This window comes from Lactiplantibacillus songbeiensis (assembly GCF_005405125.1).
Classification (GTDB): Bacteria; Bacillota; Bacilli; order Lactobacillales; family Lactobacillaceae; genus Lactiplantibacillus; species Lactiplantibacillus songbeiensis.
This window is the reverse complement of sequence record NZ_BJDL01000006.1, coordinates 143,387-157,496: the sequence shown is the minus strand read 5'-3', so window position 1 is coordinate 157,496 and position 14,110 is coordinate 143,387. Positions and strand designations below refer to the sequence as shown.

16 protein-coding genes are annotated in these 14,110 nt (G+C 44.6%); 1 reads left to right on the top strand and 15 read right to left on the bottom strand.

Going from position 1 to position 14,110, the window contains the following annotated elements:
- Nucleotides 1-94 precede the first annotated feature (94 nt).
- The 4 genes from FFM77_RS02125 to FFM77_RS02110 form a co-directional block, all read right to left on the bottom strand.
- A complete protein-coding gene (locus tag FFM77_RS02125; protein ID WP_137634099.1) occupies nt 95-883 on the bottom strand; it encodes a CAP domain-containing protein in 789 nt (262 codons plus the stop codon).
- A 31-nt stretch (nt 884-914) separates the two neighbouring features.
- Nucleotides 915-1,340: a hypothetical protein gene (locus tag FFM77_RS02120; protein ID WP_137634098.1), complete on the bottom strand. Its 426-nt coding sequence runs from the start codon at nt 1,338-1,340 to the stop codon at nt 915-917.
- 28 nt (nt 1,341-1,368) lie between these two features.
- Complete coding sequence (locus FFM77_RS02115) at nt 1,369-1,953, bottom strand: hypothetical protein (protein WP_137634097.1); 585 nt, start codon at nt 1,951-1,953, stop codon at nt 1,369-1,371.
- A gap of 340 nt (nt 1,954-2,293) precedes the next feature.
- Nucleotides 2,294-2,668 carry a hypothetical protein gene (locus FFM77_RS02110; protein WP_137634096.1) on the bottom strand — a complete coding sequence of 125 codons (375 nt, stop codon included), beginning with the start codon at nt 2,666-2,668 and terminating at the stop codon, nt 2,294-2,296.
- A gap of 166 nt (nt 2,669-2,834) precedes the next feature.
- Between FFM77_RS02110 and FFM77_RS02105 the strand changes: the two genes are divergently transcribed.
- A complete protein-coding gene (locus tag FFM77_RS02105; RefSeq protein WP_137634095.1) occupies nt 2,835-3,146 on the top strand; it encodes a helix-turn-helix domain-containing protein in 312 nt (103 codons plus the stop codon).
- A gap of 278 nt (nt 3,147-3,424) precedes the next feature.
- Here the strand turns inward: FFM77_RS02105 and FFM77_RS02100 are convergent, their stop codons facing one another.
- The 11 genes from FFM77_RS02100 to dapB all read right to left on the bottom strand — a co-directional run bounded on the left by FFM77_RS02100 (nt 3,425) and on the right by dapB (nt 14,039).
- On the bottom strand, nt 3,425-4,918 hold the full coding sequence (locus tag FFM77_RS02100) for a S41 family peptidase (protein WP_137634094.1): 1,494 nt from the start codon (nt 4,916-4,918) through the stop codon (nt 3,425-3,427).
- 31 nt (nt 4,919-4,949) lie between these two features.
- Entirely contained in the window at nt 4,950-5,171 is a 222-nt protein-coding gene (locus FFM77_RS02095; RefSeq protein WP_137634093.1) for a YozE family protein, read from the bottom strand.
- Between the two features lie 15 nt (nt 5,172-5,186).
- Nucleotides 5,187-5,822, bottom strand: coding sequence for a YpmS family protein (locus FFM77_RS02090; protein WP_137634092.1), 636 nt, complete (start codon nt 5,820-5,822; stop codon nt 5,187-5,189).
- A 14-nt stretch (nt 5,823-5,836) separates the two neighbouring features.
- Complete coding sequence (locus tag FFM77_RS02085; RefSeq protein ID WP_137634091.1) at nt 5,837-6,778, bottom strand: SGNH/GDSL hydrolase family protein; 942 nt, start codon at nt 6,776-6,778, stop codon at nt 5,837-5,839.
- A gap of 93 nt (nt 6,779-6,871) precedes the next feature.
- Nucleotides 6,872-7,723: a DegV family protein gene (locus FFM77_RS02080; RefSeq protein ID WP_137634090.1), complete on the bottom strand. Its 852-nt coding sequence runs from the start codon at nt 7,721-7,723 to the stop codon at nt 6,872-6,874.
- 89 nt (nt 7,724-7,812) lie between these two features.
- Entirely contained in the window at nt 7,813-8,319 is a 507-nt protein-coding gene (locus tag FFM77_RS02075; protein WP_137634089.1) for a dihydrofolate reductase, read from the bottom strand.
- 11 nt (nt 8,320-8,330) lie between these two features.
- On the bottom strand, nt 8,331-9,281 hold the full coding sequence (locus FFM77_RS02070) for a thymidylate synthase (protein ID WP_137634108.1): 951 nt from the start codon (nt 9,279-9,281) through the stop codon (nt 8,331-8,333).
- Between the two features lie 13 nt (nt 9,282-9,294).
- The gene (locus FFM77_RS02065) at nt 9,295-11,190 is read right to left on the bottom strand and encodes an ABC-F family ATP-binding cassette domain-containing protein (protein ID WP_137634088.1); all 1,896 of its coding nucleotides are present in this window, start codon (nt 11,188-11,190) and stop codon (nt 9,295-9,297) included.
- Nucleotides 11,191-11,565: 375 nt separating this feature from the next.
- Nucleotides 11,566-12,012, bottom strand: a complete 447-nt coding sequence (locus tag FFM77_RS02060) for a hypothetical protein (protein ID WP_137634087.1) — start codon at nt 12,010-12,012, stop codon at nt 11,566-11,568.
- Between the two features lie 57 nt (nt 12,013-12,069).
- Nucleotides 12,070-13,293, bottom strand: coding sequence for a CCA tRNA nucleotidyltransferase (locus FFM77_RS02055; protein WP_137634086.1), 1,224 nt, complete (start codon nt 13,291-13,293; stop codon nt 12,070-12,072).
- Complete coding sequence (gene dapB, locus FFM77_RS02050) at nt 13,290-14,039, bottom strand: 4-hydroxy-tetrahydrodipicolinate reductase (RefSeq protein ID WP_137634107.1); 750 nt, start codon at nt 14,037-14,039, stop codon at nt 13,290-13,292. The genes FFM77_RS02055 and dapB overlap by 4 nt, the downstream gene beginning before the upstream one ends.
- Between the last annotated feature and the right edge of the window lie 71 nt (nt 14,040-14,110).

Below are 14,110 nucleotides of genomic sequence, written 5' to 3'. Positions count from 1 at the left end.
TTCATGGCCTTTTTGACTAGTCTGAATAAAGAACTGGTCTAGTAGAGCAGGTGTTGCACTTCAATTTTAAATCGAGGCTCTATATTCATTTCAATTAATCATTTGACAAGAGCACGAACATATAAATAGCTTGACCATGTTGCGCCCCACCTAAACCGATCCGGGTATGCTTGGCACTCATCAGATATGGGATGGCACCAATGTCGCGATTACGGTCAGTCCGCCGCATCCAAGAGTTAACCGATCCTTGACCCCATTGCGTCCCGTTTTCATAATGAATTATAGGGTTAGACTTTGGTGCCAAATAGTCATCAACAATCCAACCAGCATGGGGTGTGCCTTCCACATTTGCTTTGAAGCTATGCCCATCTTTAAGCATCCGGTCACTATTTCGTTGTGCAATTTGATCTAACTTTTTCGTTTCCGTTAATGGCTTTAATCCCCGAGCAGCCCGGTCATGATTAATATCACTAACTGCTCTCTTCCGATAAGCTGCGACACTATATTTGCCATAGCCCCATTGGTTACGGACGTTGGATGCCGCAACATAACCTTTTACTTTGCCATTCTTAGCCGTTAAATAATTGACCGTGGCCGTTTTACCATTAGCCTTGCGAACGGTTACTTTCTTGCTGGCGTAAAACTTAGTGTATAAGTACTTCGTCAAATGAGTTTTTTTATGCGTTAAGGTCGCCTTTGAATACATCCAACCACCTTGGACATGAACCTTATGTTTAGCCTTATAGGTCGTGGTCTTCACAACTTTAGCAGTTTTAGCCTTGGCGAACGCCGTGGTCGTCCTATTAGCTGTGGTCACTGCAATCCCCATCGTTGTCACACTTAAAACGGTTAACGCTGATACAATTACTTTGCTTACTTTCATCGGTAACGCCTCCAATTTTTATCGCTCAAACTCACTTATAAGGATGAAACATCATTTTATCGCCAGAAGCCTTAAAATTCTTACCGATCTTATGAAAACTCGACTTCTGATTTTTCTCGCCACCTTTGCCGCCAACCCAGTGAGCATTGTACCGAAGGATATACCGATGATGACCGAGAGACCGATAATAAACGTGCGAGCCCGTAACAACCGGCATGCCTGAACTCCAGTACCAGACGGACTTCGGGCCAATCTTGTACTGCGACATTAAATCAGCACCAAAATGCTTCGTTTGATACTTCCCCCGAAGCGCTTTAGGGGTCCCTTTGTGCCACTTAACCTTTTTAGCCGTCTTATGTTTGGCCGCTTGACTAGGTAGCGCAGTCATGTTCAAGTTGCCACCAATTAGGGCCGTCATTCCTAATACCATTAAACTTAATTTAGTCAGTCGTTTCATTAAAGCTAAACTCCTTTTGCCTGTTTACTTATTTGCGGGTGTTAAACGCCGTAAAGACATTCGCCACCGCTGAAATATTAGCCGCCGAATTAGTCGATTTGGCCACTGCCAGATTTTCTTGTTGCATCGACAATTGGTCATTTTGAAAGTCTTGCGTTTCAGCGACATTAAAAGCTTCTTGTAACGTGGTTGCCCGATTCTCACTAATCAAGTGCATCAAACGGTCAATCGTCCAATAACTATAAAACTTTTGTGGAAAGTCTTGCATTCCTTGAACATAGGCTGGCACCGCCATGGCCGCATTAATTTGTTGATTAGCTTGCTCAATCAGGTCACTCGCTTGACGCTTCTGTCCATGTTGCACATACGCTAAATAAATAGTCCCGGCAATGCCACCCCAGAAGACCACTGCACTGAGTATTGGACTGATCGCAACAACCACAATTGGTAAAATAAAAATCCCAACAATCGCCCAAATCAAACGGTGTTTAGCTTGTTTACGTAACTGCTCATAATTAGTCTCTGCGACATACCGGGCATGCCGAGCATCTTGAACATCCGCGGTTAACGCCCGCTTAGTTCCCAAAAATTTCAAAATATCTTCTTTACTCATTACTGTAACGCCATCCTTTTTATGATAATTTTTATCGACTGAAATGTTTGTTACTTACAACAACTACTTGCAGGGCCTAAAATGATAAACAAGCTTACTAATAAATTTTCTAAAGTAGTTAGTCTCGTCAGTCCTTGACAACTTGACATGCCGATTCGTTTCATCAGCAATTCGTGTGACACTGTCGTGGTCCCCGTTGCTAGCTGGCTTGTATGTAACCTGCTGAATGCCTGTTGACGAACGAGTCATCACTACATCCGGCATTGATCTGATTAACCCCAATTAATCCTGCTCCAGCTAACAAAGTGTCGATAGTACCGCCACACTTTGTTTCGTTAGACTACTTATCTAATTTATAGACCAACCCTTTACTGAATCCAGCCATCCCACTGGCAGATTCGATCTTAAAAGTCTGATGATCCTTAGCTAGTTTGGCTGAAAGATCAGTCTTGCCAAGCTTAAAAGTTAACTGGTCACCATCAATCTTGTACGTCCCCGTATTCGTCTTTTCACCATCTGAATATTCCACTACTTTATTATCCCGTGTAAATTTCAATGTATCTTTAGATGTCGCAACTAAGACTGTAACAGTCGTTGAATAACTACCAGTCAATTTCTTAGGTCGTAACAGCAAGACACCAACAATCACCACAACGATGAGTCCCACAATTCCGATAATCCAAGCTGGTTTAAGCTTTGTTCCTTTCAATGGCATCATTTTCCCTCCTTTCAACTTATCCTTAGTCTCGAAAATACTAATTAAATCAATACCCCATACCCCTAATATTATCAAATTACTATAAAAGTATCAATATTGCATGTACTTAGTACAATAATTTTCCGTATATCGTTTTGTTACCCTGTACGGAGGGTGAAATCATATGAATCTAGATTTTTTTGGCGAACGCCTTAAAGCCATGCGCAAGGCCAAGCGTCTTACACAGTTAGACCTCTCGAAACGCTTAGAGGTCAGCAAAGGAACCGTCTCTGCTTACGAGCAAGGCTTGTCCTACCCAGCTTTAGCAACCCTAGTGGAAATCTGCACAATTTTAGACACCTCTGCAGATTATTTACTGGGACTTTCTGATGACCTCTCATTTAAAATGGGAGGCTTAACCGATGCGCAAACGGACAGTGTTTTACAATTTGTTGCCCTAATTGAACGTGCTAATGATATCGTCAACGACCGATAATGGCATCATGACGGTGAATTAGTACTCATGCTTAGACCACTACCAATCGTGTCACCTAAAGGATCTGATGTCAGTGTAAAAACACATCAGGTCTTTTTTGCGGTCACCATCTCACTTAGGCGCTCCCAATTTAACGCTTATTTAACATTTGATTTATACTATCAACCATCAATCAAGCTGGATTATTAATTTCTGATAGGCACATTCATTAAACTTATTCAATCAGTTTTAGACCAACTAAAAAAAGCCTGGAAATAACTTCCAGACTTTCCATCATCCTATTTAGACATCAGTTTCATCGCAGCGTTATAAGCCCGATCATGATCACTAATCTTCTGTGCTAATTGCACTTCCAACTTAGTCAATGTCTTTTTATTAACTTTACCCGTAGCGGGCAACTTGGCTTTCTTTTGATAATGTTTTAGTGCTTGGGTCGTTGAGGCCCCAAAGTACCCATTCGCACTACCTTTGAAGTCACCCATGGCCTTAAGATATTGTTGCAACGTCTTGATATTATCGTTGACCTTACCGGCTTGTAAGTCACTGACTTTACTCAAGACTGTCAAGCTGGCGTAACTTGGTTCATTGGCTTTGATAGTTGGGGTCAAGCCCTTCTTGTTGATCCACGTCCCATTTGGCGTTAACCATTTGGCAACGGTGATCTTCATTTCGGTCTTATCACTAAAGGTTGAGACGGTTTGCACGGTCCCTTTACCATAAGATTGTGACCCAACTAGCTTTACGCCAGCGGATTGATGTAAGGCGGCAGAAAAGATTTCAGCAGCAGACGCACTCCCACCATCAATTAAGACAGTCGTTGGCTTGGTTTCCTTGTAGCCGCCATCATACTTCTTACCAGCGACATACTTCTCAGCTTGGCTGTCGCGTGCTTGCACTTGCATAATGGTCTTGCCATTCTTCAAGAACATCGAGGCCATCTTCAAAGCCGCGGTCATCAAACCACCTGGATTACCACGCATGTCAATGACAAGCTTCTTGGCACCTTTTTTATCCAAGGCTTTTAAAGCGGTCTTAAATTCTTTAGCAGTATTCGTTGAAAAGGTTGAGACGGTAATATAACCAATCTTCTTTTTCCCGCCAACTAACTTGTAATCAACCGTTGTGACTGGAATCTTGGCCCGCTTTAAGCTAACGGTAAAGGTTTTGCCAGCACGTTCAACGGTTAATTTCACCGTTGTGCCGACTTTCCCACGCATTAAGTTAACGGCCTGCGTCAAAGTCTTGCCAGCAATCGACTTACCATTGACTTTTTTGATAATGTCTTTTGGTTTCAAGCCGACTTTTTTCGCTGGGGTTCCCGCAATTGGTGAAATGATCTGGATATAACTCCCAGACTTTTGAACTTGCGCACCAATCCCCGAGAAAGAACTGTCGATTGTATCATTTAAACTTTCGGTTTCGCTCTTATCCATATATTCGGAGAACTTATCACCAAGGGAATTGACCATCCCATTAATCGCACCATTCGCCAGCTTATTTTCATTGACTGGTTGATAATAGTTCTGACTAATTGTGGCGTACACCGATTGAATCTTCTTCATGGCAGTGCTGGTTTGTTGCATATTAGCCAGTTGCTGGTTTACCGAGCGACCGATAACCCAATAAGTACCACCAATCCCGATACCTAATGCCACCACGATTGAAATAATGTACGTCCATAGTCCCACGCGTCGTTTCGGGCGCTTGGCTTTCGACTTTAAATGCGGATTAACCGGCTGTTCTGGCGCGGTTTCCTTTGTTTCTTTGGCCATCCCAAAAATCCTCTTTCCTGACTAAATTAGCCTAAGCTTCACTTGCTAAATAGGCCTGCCAAGCGTCATCAAATATGGTCATTGATGGTAAATAGCCGGCATTTAATTCTAAATATTGTGAGACTTCATGGAAATCTTGACTCTGCTTAGGAAACGACTGATCAAAAAACGCGTTATTGGCAAATTCAGCCACAGATTCAGTGCTGTCAGGATTTCTTTGGGTCATCAAATACTGATAAAACGTTTTGTGCATGGTGCCACCTCACCCTTAATTGCGCTTAGGAATATGCATCTCAAAATTGAATTGATTGCCAGCTAAGTCCAGCTTATCCACGCTATAGCGAACATCATGCTTGCCGACTAATTTATTCAAATATAAATCAATCGTCTTGTTCTTGGCGCTCAATTTGACCCACTTAGGAATCTTGTAATTATTATTAATGTAATTAATGACGAAACTAATCGGAATTGACATCGTCCCAACCGACAGCTTGGTCGCTTTCAACGAGATATTCCCATTACTAATCACACTCGGCTGCATCGTGATCACAAATGACACGCTTTGACCAAGCACCTTGGTCGTCCCCAGCAGGTAAGCCGCATCGGACCGAACCACAAAGCGATACTTCAATTCCTGACCCTTTTGAAAATCAGTCAGGTAGTAAGAAGCTAAGGCATTTAACTGCTGGCGATTCATTTTAATCGGCACGCTGGCAGCATCATTACCACTCGCCGTGTTGACGGTTTGAGTCTCACTCGGCGACCGCAGAATTTGCGTCCCCATGTAAGCCCCCAAGCCGAGAATGAGGGCAATCAAGATGATGGCGACCCATTTCCATAAATTAACTGGACCACTTGGCTGTTTTGGTTGCGTGTCCTTGGTTTTTCGTTGTGCTTCACGCATTTAGACGTCCCCCTTTACTTTTTCAATAACCATGCCGGATGCGCCATCATCGTCTGATACAACTTGCTCGTAAAGACATGGTAGCCCCGCTTATTCGGATGGAAATTATCACTATTAGAGATCAAATTATTGTCCTTTGACTCAGCCGCTACGGCCGCATTAATCTGCGTTGCATTCGTCAGATTCGTTAAGGACGTGCTGTTAGACGCTTTTTTCAACTTGGCAATCTCAGCCGCCGTCTTGTACTGACCGTGCGACATCACGGTATTAATACTCATGAAGTAAGCCTTTTGATAATGACCAAGCGTCGTCTGCGTCTGTTCATTCCACTGCTGGACATAAGCCGTAATCGCCGTCACATTCGGAAAGTTGACGTAGATCGGATTATAGATACTAAAGACAAATAACGAGGCCTTTGGATTCAACTGCCGTAACCGATTAAACAATTTGGTTAACTTTGCAGCATACGTTGTTTGCGCCTTCGCCACCGTACTATTATTCTTAGCCGTGTTATTGGAAGTAATGGACCCTTCCAACGTTTGTAAGAGGTCATTGCCGCCAACGGTGACCGTTAACACATCGGCCGCCGCAATTTTATGTTGTAACGCTGACGACTTATTAATACGGGCCAAGATTTGGTCACTACGATCACCAGATTTACCGGCGTTCGTCGCGGTAACAGTTAGATGCTGCTTGTTAGTTAGAGTCTGCTTAATCTGACCAACATAGCCGCCTTCCTTTTTGTCACCAATACCTTCAGTTAACGAATCGCCGACTGCGACTAACTGCAAGCGCTTTTTATGCGCGGCTTTAGTCGGCTTTTTGGAATTAGCCGTTTGGGTTGTTGACGTCGTTGTCGAACTAGGATGTAAGACATGATTCAATCCCCAAAAAGCACCACCCGCAACCACCGCCACAATGAGCACTACTTTCAGTGCTTCCCAGAGTTTATGCATATGCGTTCAGCACCCTTTCTTTTTAAACTTGTCCTGTCGATTCAATCGCAATAAGAAAAAGGGGCGGTCGCAACCGCGCCCTGCCCCTCAACTTTAAGCTTGTGCTTGCGTATGATATTCAACCGCAAACGCCCCAGGACCACCGTGCGTTGCAATGATTGGCACCGTTGGCTGGACACTTACTTTCAAGCTTGGTAATGCTGCTTGTAAGCGTTGCTTGTAGCCTTCGACCCGTTCGGTTGCACCCACGTGTGAAATGGCCACTTCGACCACATTCGGCGTTTGGATAATATCTTCAATCACCTTATCAAAGAATTTATTAATCGCTTTGACACCGCGACCTTTCATCTTCACATCTAAAGACCCATCGTCAACTTCCAAGGCAATCTTGACGTTCAATAACGTACTGATAGCGCCAGTCAACCGACTGATGCGGCCACCAGCAACCAAGTTATTTAAGGTCATGACACCCATAAATAACTTAGTATGTGCTTGCGTCGCATGTACTTGGTCGATCACGGCTTGCTTATCAGCACCCGCTTGCGCTAGTTTCGCTGCTGCAACGACTTGAAAGGCCATTGCCCGATCAGTTGTCCGGGCATCAATCACAGTCACATCAGTCTTCGTAATCGAAGCTGCCTGTTCTGCCGTATGCACCGTACCAGAAATAGCTTCGAGCATATTAATGCAGACCACACTAGCCCCATCGGCACCGAGCTTATCAAAAGTTTCGATAAACGTTCCCAATGCTGGTTGACTCGTCTTTGGTAATGATTTCGCAGTTCCCATCTTCTCGATGAATTCTTCCCGCGTAATCGTTTCATCTTCAATATAAATTGTGCCATCGATCATGACGGACAACGGAATCACGGTAATATCGTATTTTTGAACCTCGGCGTCCGTTAAATTTGCCGAAGAATCGGTCACAATCTTGATTTTCGTCATACTTTGCCACGCTTTCTTAGTCTTGTAAGAATTAGCCAATTCTCACAATAAAATTAATGCTCTTAGTATAGCAGAAAAACCGCCTAGTTTCACGATTTGCCGTTGATTTTCCGCCGACTAAAATCATCAAACTGATATTCTAAGGTATTTTTCGCATCACGCACGCCATTTTCATGCTGCGTCAGTTGCCACTGATCATAATCGATTGGCGGCATCCAAGTATCCCCGGTAAAATCACCGGTAATCAGCGTCCGATATAAGTAATCTGCTCGTGGTAAGACAGCTTCAAAAACGGTCGCCCCACCAATCACGAAGATCACCTCATCAGGATGTGCCGCCTGTAAGGTCCAGAGTGCCTCCAGACTAGATAATTGTTGGACCCCGGCTGGTAAGTCTAGGGTTTGCCGTGATAAGACCACATTTTGCCGGTGTGGCAGTGGTCTTGGAAAACCGGCAAACGTCTTGCGCCCCATCACAATCGTGTGATTTAAGGTCAGCCGTTTGAACCGTTTTAAATCCGCTGACAAGTGCCACGGCAACTGGCCATTAGCGCCAATTAAGCCATGCTGATCCTGAGCCCAGATTAAAGCAATCATGATCCAACCTCCTAAATCGCGACTGGCGCTTTGATCGCCGGCGCCGGATTATAGCCGGTCAACTTAATATCACTCATTTGCGTATCGAATAGATCCGCTGGTCGATCACTTAAAACTAGTTGTGGCGCGGCTTTGGGCTGGCGCGTCAACTGTTCTTTAATTTGATCGACATGATTCGTATAGATATGCGCATCGCCCAAAGTATGCACGAATTCACCAACTTGTAAGCCAGTTGCCTTCGCCACTAGATGAGTCAATAAGGCATAGCTAGCAATATTAAACGGTACGCCTAAAAAGACATCGCCTGAGCGTTGATACAACTGGCAACTCAGCTTACCATCCGCCACATAAAACTGAAATAACGTGTGGCACGGGGGTAACGCCATACTCGGGACATCTTCTGGATTCCAAGCTGAAACAATCAACCGCCGTGAATCGGGATGCTGCTTAATCATGGCAACTACGTTAGCAATCTGGTCAATCGCTTGGCCGTTACGCGTCTGCCAATGCCGCCATTGCGCCCCATAGACATCCCCCAAATTACCAAACTTAGCCGCAAACTCATCATCAGTTAAGATCCGATCATCAAACGTCTGCATCTGGGTTTGATAGACTGGCTTAAAGTCCGGATCATCCAACCGCCGATGCTCAAAGTTCGTCATATCAGGACCGGTATAGGCGTCACTAGTGACCCAGTTTTTAAAGGCCCATTCATCCCAGATATGATTATGGTGTTGCAAGAGGTATTGAATATTCGTATCGCCATGCAAAAACCACAATAATTCACTCTTGATTAGGCCAAAGGGAACTTTTTTAGTCGTCAATAATGGGAAGCCTTGGCTCAAGTCAAACCGCATCTGGTAGCCAAAAAGACTATACGTCCCGGTCCCAGTCCGATCATCTTTGTAAGTCCCGTGATCTAAAATATCGCGCGCTAATTGTAAATAAGCATCTTCTAACATGCGTGTCATCCTTTCAGGCCTCCGCAAATTGGCTTAAGTAATCCCAACGGTTCATTTTTTCATCAATCGACGTTTCCGTCGCAGTTAGGTCTTTTTGTAGATCGGCTAACTTACCATAATCACTAGCATTGTCAGCCATGGCTTGTTCTACTTCAGTCTTATGAGCATCGAGTTTTTCGATGACACCTTCAATTTTGTCATATTCTAACTGTTCCGCGTAAGTCAGCTTCACTTTTTCTTTAGGATCAGCTGGCTTAGTGGGCTCAGCTTTCGGCGTGGCCTTGGCTTTCGACACAGTTGGTTTCTCCGCAGCTTTTTGATCCTTCAAATAACTCGAGAATCGCCCAGCATACCGTTCAATCTGGCCCTTACCATCAAAGATCAAGAGTTTCGTCCCAACTTTATCTAGGAAGTAGCGATCATGTGAGACCGTAATAACCGTCCCAGCAAAATCAGCCAAATAACTTTCCAAAACAGTTAACGTCCCGATATCTAAATCATTCGTCGGTTCATCTAATAATAAGACGTTCGGCTGTTGCATTAAGAGTTTTAATAAATACAACCGCCGTTTTTCGCCACCTGATAGCTTTCGAATTAAAGTCCCATGCATCGAACGGGGAAAGAGGAATTCTTCTAATAACTCTGTAACCGAAACGTGTTCACCCTGTTTATTGACGACATTTTCACCAACTTCTTGTAAATAATTGATGATTCGCTTATCGCCAGGAATCGGTTCGGTCTGTTGCGTATAGTAAGCCATTTTGACAGTTTCGCCGATGGTCACGGTACCGCTGTCAAGCGGGAGCCGTTCAGCAATCACGTTTAACAGACTTGACTTACCAGCACCATTTAGCCCGGTAATTCCAATTCGATCATGGGCCTGAATGAGCATTGAAAAGTCGTTTAGAATCGGTTGACCATCAAAGCTCAAACTTGCATTTTTTAATTCAATAACTTTCTTGCCCAAGCGTTGCTGCCCCAGTGAAATATCCACATCATGATCAACTTGCAAGGTATTTAAATTATCTTTTAAATCATTAAACCGATTAATCCGGCCTTGCTGTTTCGTACTCCGCGCTGGCGCCCCAGCCCGCATCCAGGCCAATTCTTTTTTATATAACTGTTGCTGCTTATGTTCAGCCGTGACATCGCGGGCAACCCGTTCGGCTTTAGCTTGCACATAATCCTGATAGTTTCCCGTATATTTATACAGTTCCCCAAACGACAGCTCAAACATTTGATTGGCTACTTGGTCTAAGAAATACCGATCATGGGTAACCACAATCAAGGCGCCTTTATAAGCTGCCAAATACGTTTCCAACCATTCGATGGAATCAAAGTCCAAATGGTTGGTCGGTTCATCCAATAATAATAAATCAGGCGATTGAATTAAGACTTGCGCCAACCCAACCCGCTTGCGTTGACCACCAGATAACGTCTTCACCGTTTGCGTCAAGTCGGTTAAATGCAGTTGCGTCAAAATCGTTTTGACATCACTTTCTGCATTCCAGGCATCTTCTTGATTCATCCGCGTTTCCGCTGCCATATAAGCTTTTTCCGTTGCTGGATCTTCTGGTCGATCAGCATAGTCCGCTAATGTTTGTTCATAATGCCGAATAGTTTTAAAAACTTGCTGGCTTCCGGCCAAAACCGCGTCTAACACCGTTAAGTCTTCATTCAAGTCCGGCTGTTGGGTCAAATACCCGATTTCATAATTTTTAGGTTTCACGAGTTGACCGGCTTCAGGCGCGGTCACCCCCGCGAGGACATCCAATAAATTCGTCTTCCCGGAACCATTGACGCCGATTACGCCAATCCGATCATGTTCATTCACGATAAACGAAATATCTTTGAATAACGTTTTCTCACCATAAGTCCGGGTCAGATTTTCTGCTCTTAATGTTTGCATACCTTACTATCCACCCCTTAACTTCAATTACATTCTATCTTAGCTAGAAATGCGTAAAAACACAACTAGCAAACTTTGCTTCAGCTCGCCAATATTAGCTCGGCCAACGTTAAATCGACCATATGCTTGGTTCAAGCTAAACTTGCCGCCTGCCGGTTAGTAACTAAAATGCCAACATGCCATGACACATTTTGAAGCCCAAACTTCGGCTCATAAACCTGGCCACCACGTCCCAGCCGATTCTGGCCCAACCCAAGTGACGATTTAAGCCAACTAGTACTAACCGTATTAACAACATTTACGTTAGTGCCAACAGTAAAAACCACCCACCGGCTTTAATCCGTTGAGTGGTTTCTCTTTAAGTTTCATTTAATTTTAGGCGCCGTAAACATCTAAGACCGTCCGACCAGTTTCAACCACTAAATGGAGTTTACCATCTTTATCGATTGAACTGGTTTGATAGATATTATCAATCCCGTCCACGTCTTTAGGCTTGAATGGCAAGTAAACTTGTTCGCTACCCCGTTCGTCACCAAACAAAATATCGAGCTTTTCAATATCTTGATAATGAGTAACCCGTTCAAACATCCCACTAGTCACAGATGACAAGTAAGTTGTATCTGGATCGACGGCATCCGCATCTGGTTCAAATTCCGCTTTAAACGAGTGACAGGGATGAATCACCGTCATCTTGCCACCCTTGATGCGACCATAACTAGTCGTTACCCGGCCAATCCAAAGGTCTGAAATGTCTTGATGGTTCACAACCCAAGTATCGCCATTCCGAAAATAAAACTTTAATGCTTCTAGTGCTCTTTCCATTTGCGATCACCTCATTGAATTAGTTTCAAGTTAATCGTAACAGATTTATAGAAAATATCAATCGTTTTTTGTATCCGCTATCATGCTCGCAAAATCAAGCAAGTCGGCTGATTCGTTCTTCACTTTTCCCGTCACGACTGCGTGCAACAGTTGCGCCAAAATCTGTCCCATTTGTGGGCCCGGCGTCGTTAGCTGATGCCGTAATAAGTCGCCGCCATTAATCGCCAACTCGTGCTTATCTTGAATCGGCAACGCCGCATAAGCCGCCGTCAATGCGACTTGGGGTTGACCGAAGCCTAGCAAGTTAGCCACTGTATTGGCCGTTTCTAAAGCCGCTGCGCCCGCAGAAAACAATTCACTAGCCGTTAGCTGGCCACGTTGTTTGAGCGCGCTCACGACCAACCAGGCGGCGCTCACGTGGTCGATCAAATCATTACTGGTCTTCCAAGCTTTTAACAAGCGGCGAATCGCGGCCTGATCAGGTAAGTCCATTAACCAAGCAAGCAACGTCCAGGTACTTTCAATCGTGGGTAACTGCCAAGCTGGTAAGTCGATTAATCGTTGTAGCATCGCTTGTTGATCAGCCATTTGCGGCATATACTGATACAACTTTGTATCCAACAGTGCTTGCAAGCCACGTTGGGGTTGTTGCCCCATTAACAGCTTTTCCCATTCAACCCGCGTCCGTTCAACGGCGATTTTGGTTAGTAAAGCGACATTGTCAGTGATAGCTTGTTGGGTCTGCGGCTCAATCGTAAAGTCTAATTGACTAGCAAAGCGCACGGCCCGCATCATCCGCAATGCATCTTCATGGAACCGATCTTCCGCAACGCCAACGGCCCGCAAAACACCAGCCTTTAAATCGGCCAAGCCATCAAATAAATCAATCACTTCACCGTTTGCCCGCATCGCTAAGGCATTAACAGTAAAGTCGCGTCGCTTTAAGTCTTCTTTTAATGACCGAACAAACGTGACCTTATCAGGCCGGCGATAATCTTGATAGCCGGATTCCGTCCGAAACGTTGTTGTTTCATAGCCCGTCCCGTGATCTAAAATCATCACAGTACCATGTTCAATCCCGGTATCAACCGTTCGTTTAAACAACCCTTTGACTTCCGCTGGAAACGCACTCGTCGCGATATCAACATCGTGCAACGGTTTGCCTAAGATCGTATCTCGCACGCCACCACCAACAAAGTACGCCTCGTAACCGGCCGCCTCAATCGTCTCAATGATTGGTTTTGCCTGCTGAAAAGCCGTTGGTAATTGTGTCAAAATCATAGTAAGTTTTCCAACCCAATCATCAATTCATGATATTGGTTAATCTTACCAACAGCCACTTTAACCCCGGTCATAAATGAAATCCGATCAAATGAATCTTGACGAATCGTTAAGCCTTCACCAGGGCCGCCAAACATGACTTCTTCATGTGCAACCAAGCCTGGTAACCGCACCGCATGAATCCGCATGCCTTCATATTCCGCACCACGAGCTCCCGGTAAGGTTTCCGTTGCATCGGGATTACCTTGTTGCTTAGGCTTGCGAACTTCCGCAATCTTCCTAGCAGTGCTGATCGCCGTCCCACTAGGTGAATCGATCTTATCATCATGGTGCATTTCAATGATTTCAGCATCTGGGAAGTATTTCGCTGCTTGTTGAGCGAATTGCATCAACAAAACCGCACTGATCCCAAAGTTAGGCGCAATCAAGCCACCGACTTGCTTAGCTTTCGCTAATTTTTGTAAATCAGCGACTTGTTCATCGGTCATCCCGGTTGTCCCAATCACTGGCGAAATGCCATTGTTGAGGGCGAACTTGGCATTTTCATAGACCGCCGTTGGAATCGTAAAGTCGATCCAAACCGTTGCATCGGTCTTAATCGCGGTTAAGTCATGAAAGGCGGGCACATCTTGACCACTAAACCGGGCATCTTCCCCTAAGTTTTGATCCTTAGAGCGCGCATCATAAACCCCTACCAAATCAAAATCAGCGTTATCGATGACCATTTGAGCGGCCGTACTGCCCATCCGACCTTTGTAGCCGGCTACAATTACTTTTACGTTTGCCAAAATACAATTCCTCCTTAAAGTTAAAACCA

Excerpts from the sequence above, each read along its gene's own strand:
- FFM77_RS02125 (WP_137634099.1), bottom strand. The coding sequence starts at position 883 with ATGAAAGTAAGCAAAGTAATTGTATCAGCGTTAACCGTTTTAAGTGTG.
- FFM77_RS02120 (WP_137634098.1), bottom strand. The coding sequence starts at position 1,340 with ATGAAACGACTGACTAAATTAAGTTTAATGGTATTAGGAATGACGGCC.
- FFM77_RS02115 (WP_137634097.1), bottom strand. The coding sequence starts at position 1,953 with ATGAGTAAAGAAGATATTTTGAAATTTTTGGGAACTAAGCGGGCGTTA.
- FFM77_RS02110 (WP_137634096.1), bottom strand. The coding sequence starts at position 2,668 with ATGCCATTGAAAGGAACAAAGCTTAAACCAGCTTGGATTATCGGAATT.
- FFM77_RS02105 (WP_137634095.1), top strand. The coding sequence starts at position 2,835 with ATGAATCTAGATTTTTTTGGCGAACGCCTTAAAGCCATGCGCAAGGCC.
- FFM77_RS02100 (WP_137634094.1), bottom strand. The coding sequence starts at position 4,918 with ATGGCCAAAGAAACAAAGGAAACCGCGCCAGAACAGCCGGTTAATCCG.
- FFM77_RS02095 (WP_137634093.1), bottom strand. The coding sequence starts at position 5,171 with ATGCACAAAACGTTTTATCAGTATTTGATGACCCAAAGAAATCCTGAC.
- FFM77_RS02090 (WP_137634092.1), bottom strand. The coding sequence starts at position 5,822 with ATGCGTGAAGCACAACGAAAAACCAAGGACACGCAACCAAAACAGCCA.
- FFM77_RS02085 (WP_137634091.1), bottom strand. The coding sequence starts at position 6,778 with ATGCATAAACTCTGGGAAGCACTGAAAGTAGTGCTCATTGTGGCGGTG.
- FFM77_RS02080 (WP_137634090.1), bottom strand. The coding sequence starts at position 7,723 with ATGACGAAAATCAAGATTGTGACCGATTCTTCGGCAAATTTAACGGAC.
- FFM77_RS02075 (WP_137634089.1), bottom strand. The coding sequence starts at position 8,319 with ATGATTGCTTTAATCTGGGCTCAGGATCAGCATGGCTTAATTGGCGCT.
- FFM77_RS02070 (WP_137634108.1), bottom strand. The coding sequence starts at position 9,281 with ATGTTAGAAGATGCTTATTTACAATTAGCGCGCGATATTTTAGATCAC.
- FFM77_RS02065 (WP_137634088.1), bottom strand. The coding sequence starts at position 11,190 with ATGCAAACATTAAGAGCAGAAAATCTGACCCGGACTTATGGTGAGAAA.
- FFM77_RS02060 (WP_137634087.1), bottom strand. The coding sequence starts at position 12,012 with ATGGAAAGAGCACTAGAAGCATTAAAGTTTTATTTTCGGAATGGCGAT.
- FFM77_RS02055 (WP_137634086.1), bottom strand. The coding sequence starts at position 13,293 with ATGATTTTGACACAATTACCAACGGCTTTTCAGCAGGCAAAACCAATC.
- dapB (WP_137634107.1), bottom strand. The coding sequence starts at position 14,039 with ATGGGCAGTACGGCCGCTCAAATGGTCATCGATAACGCTGATTTTGAT.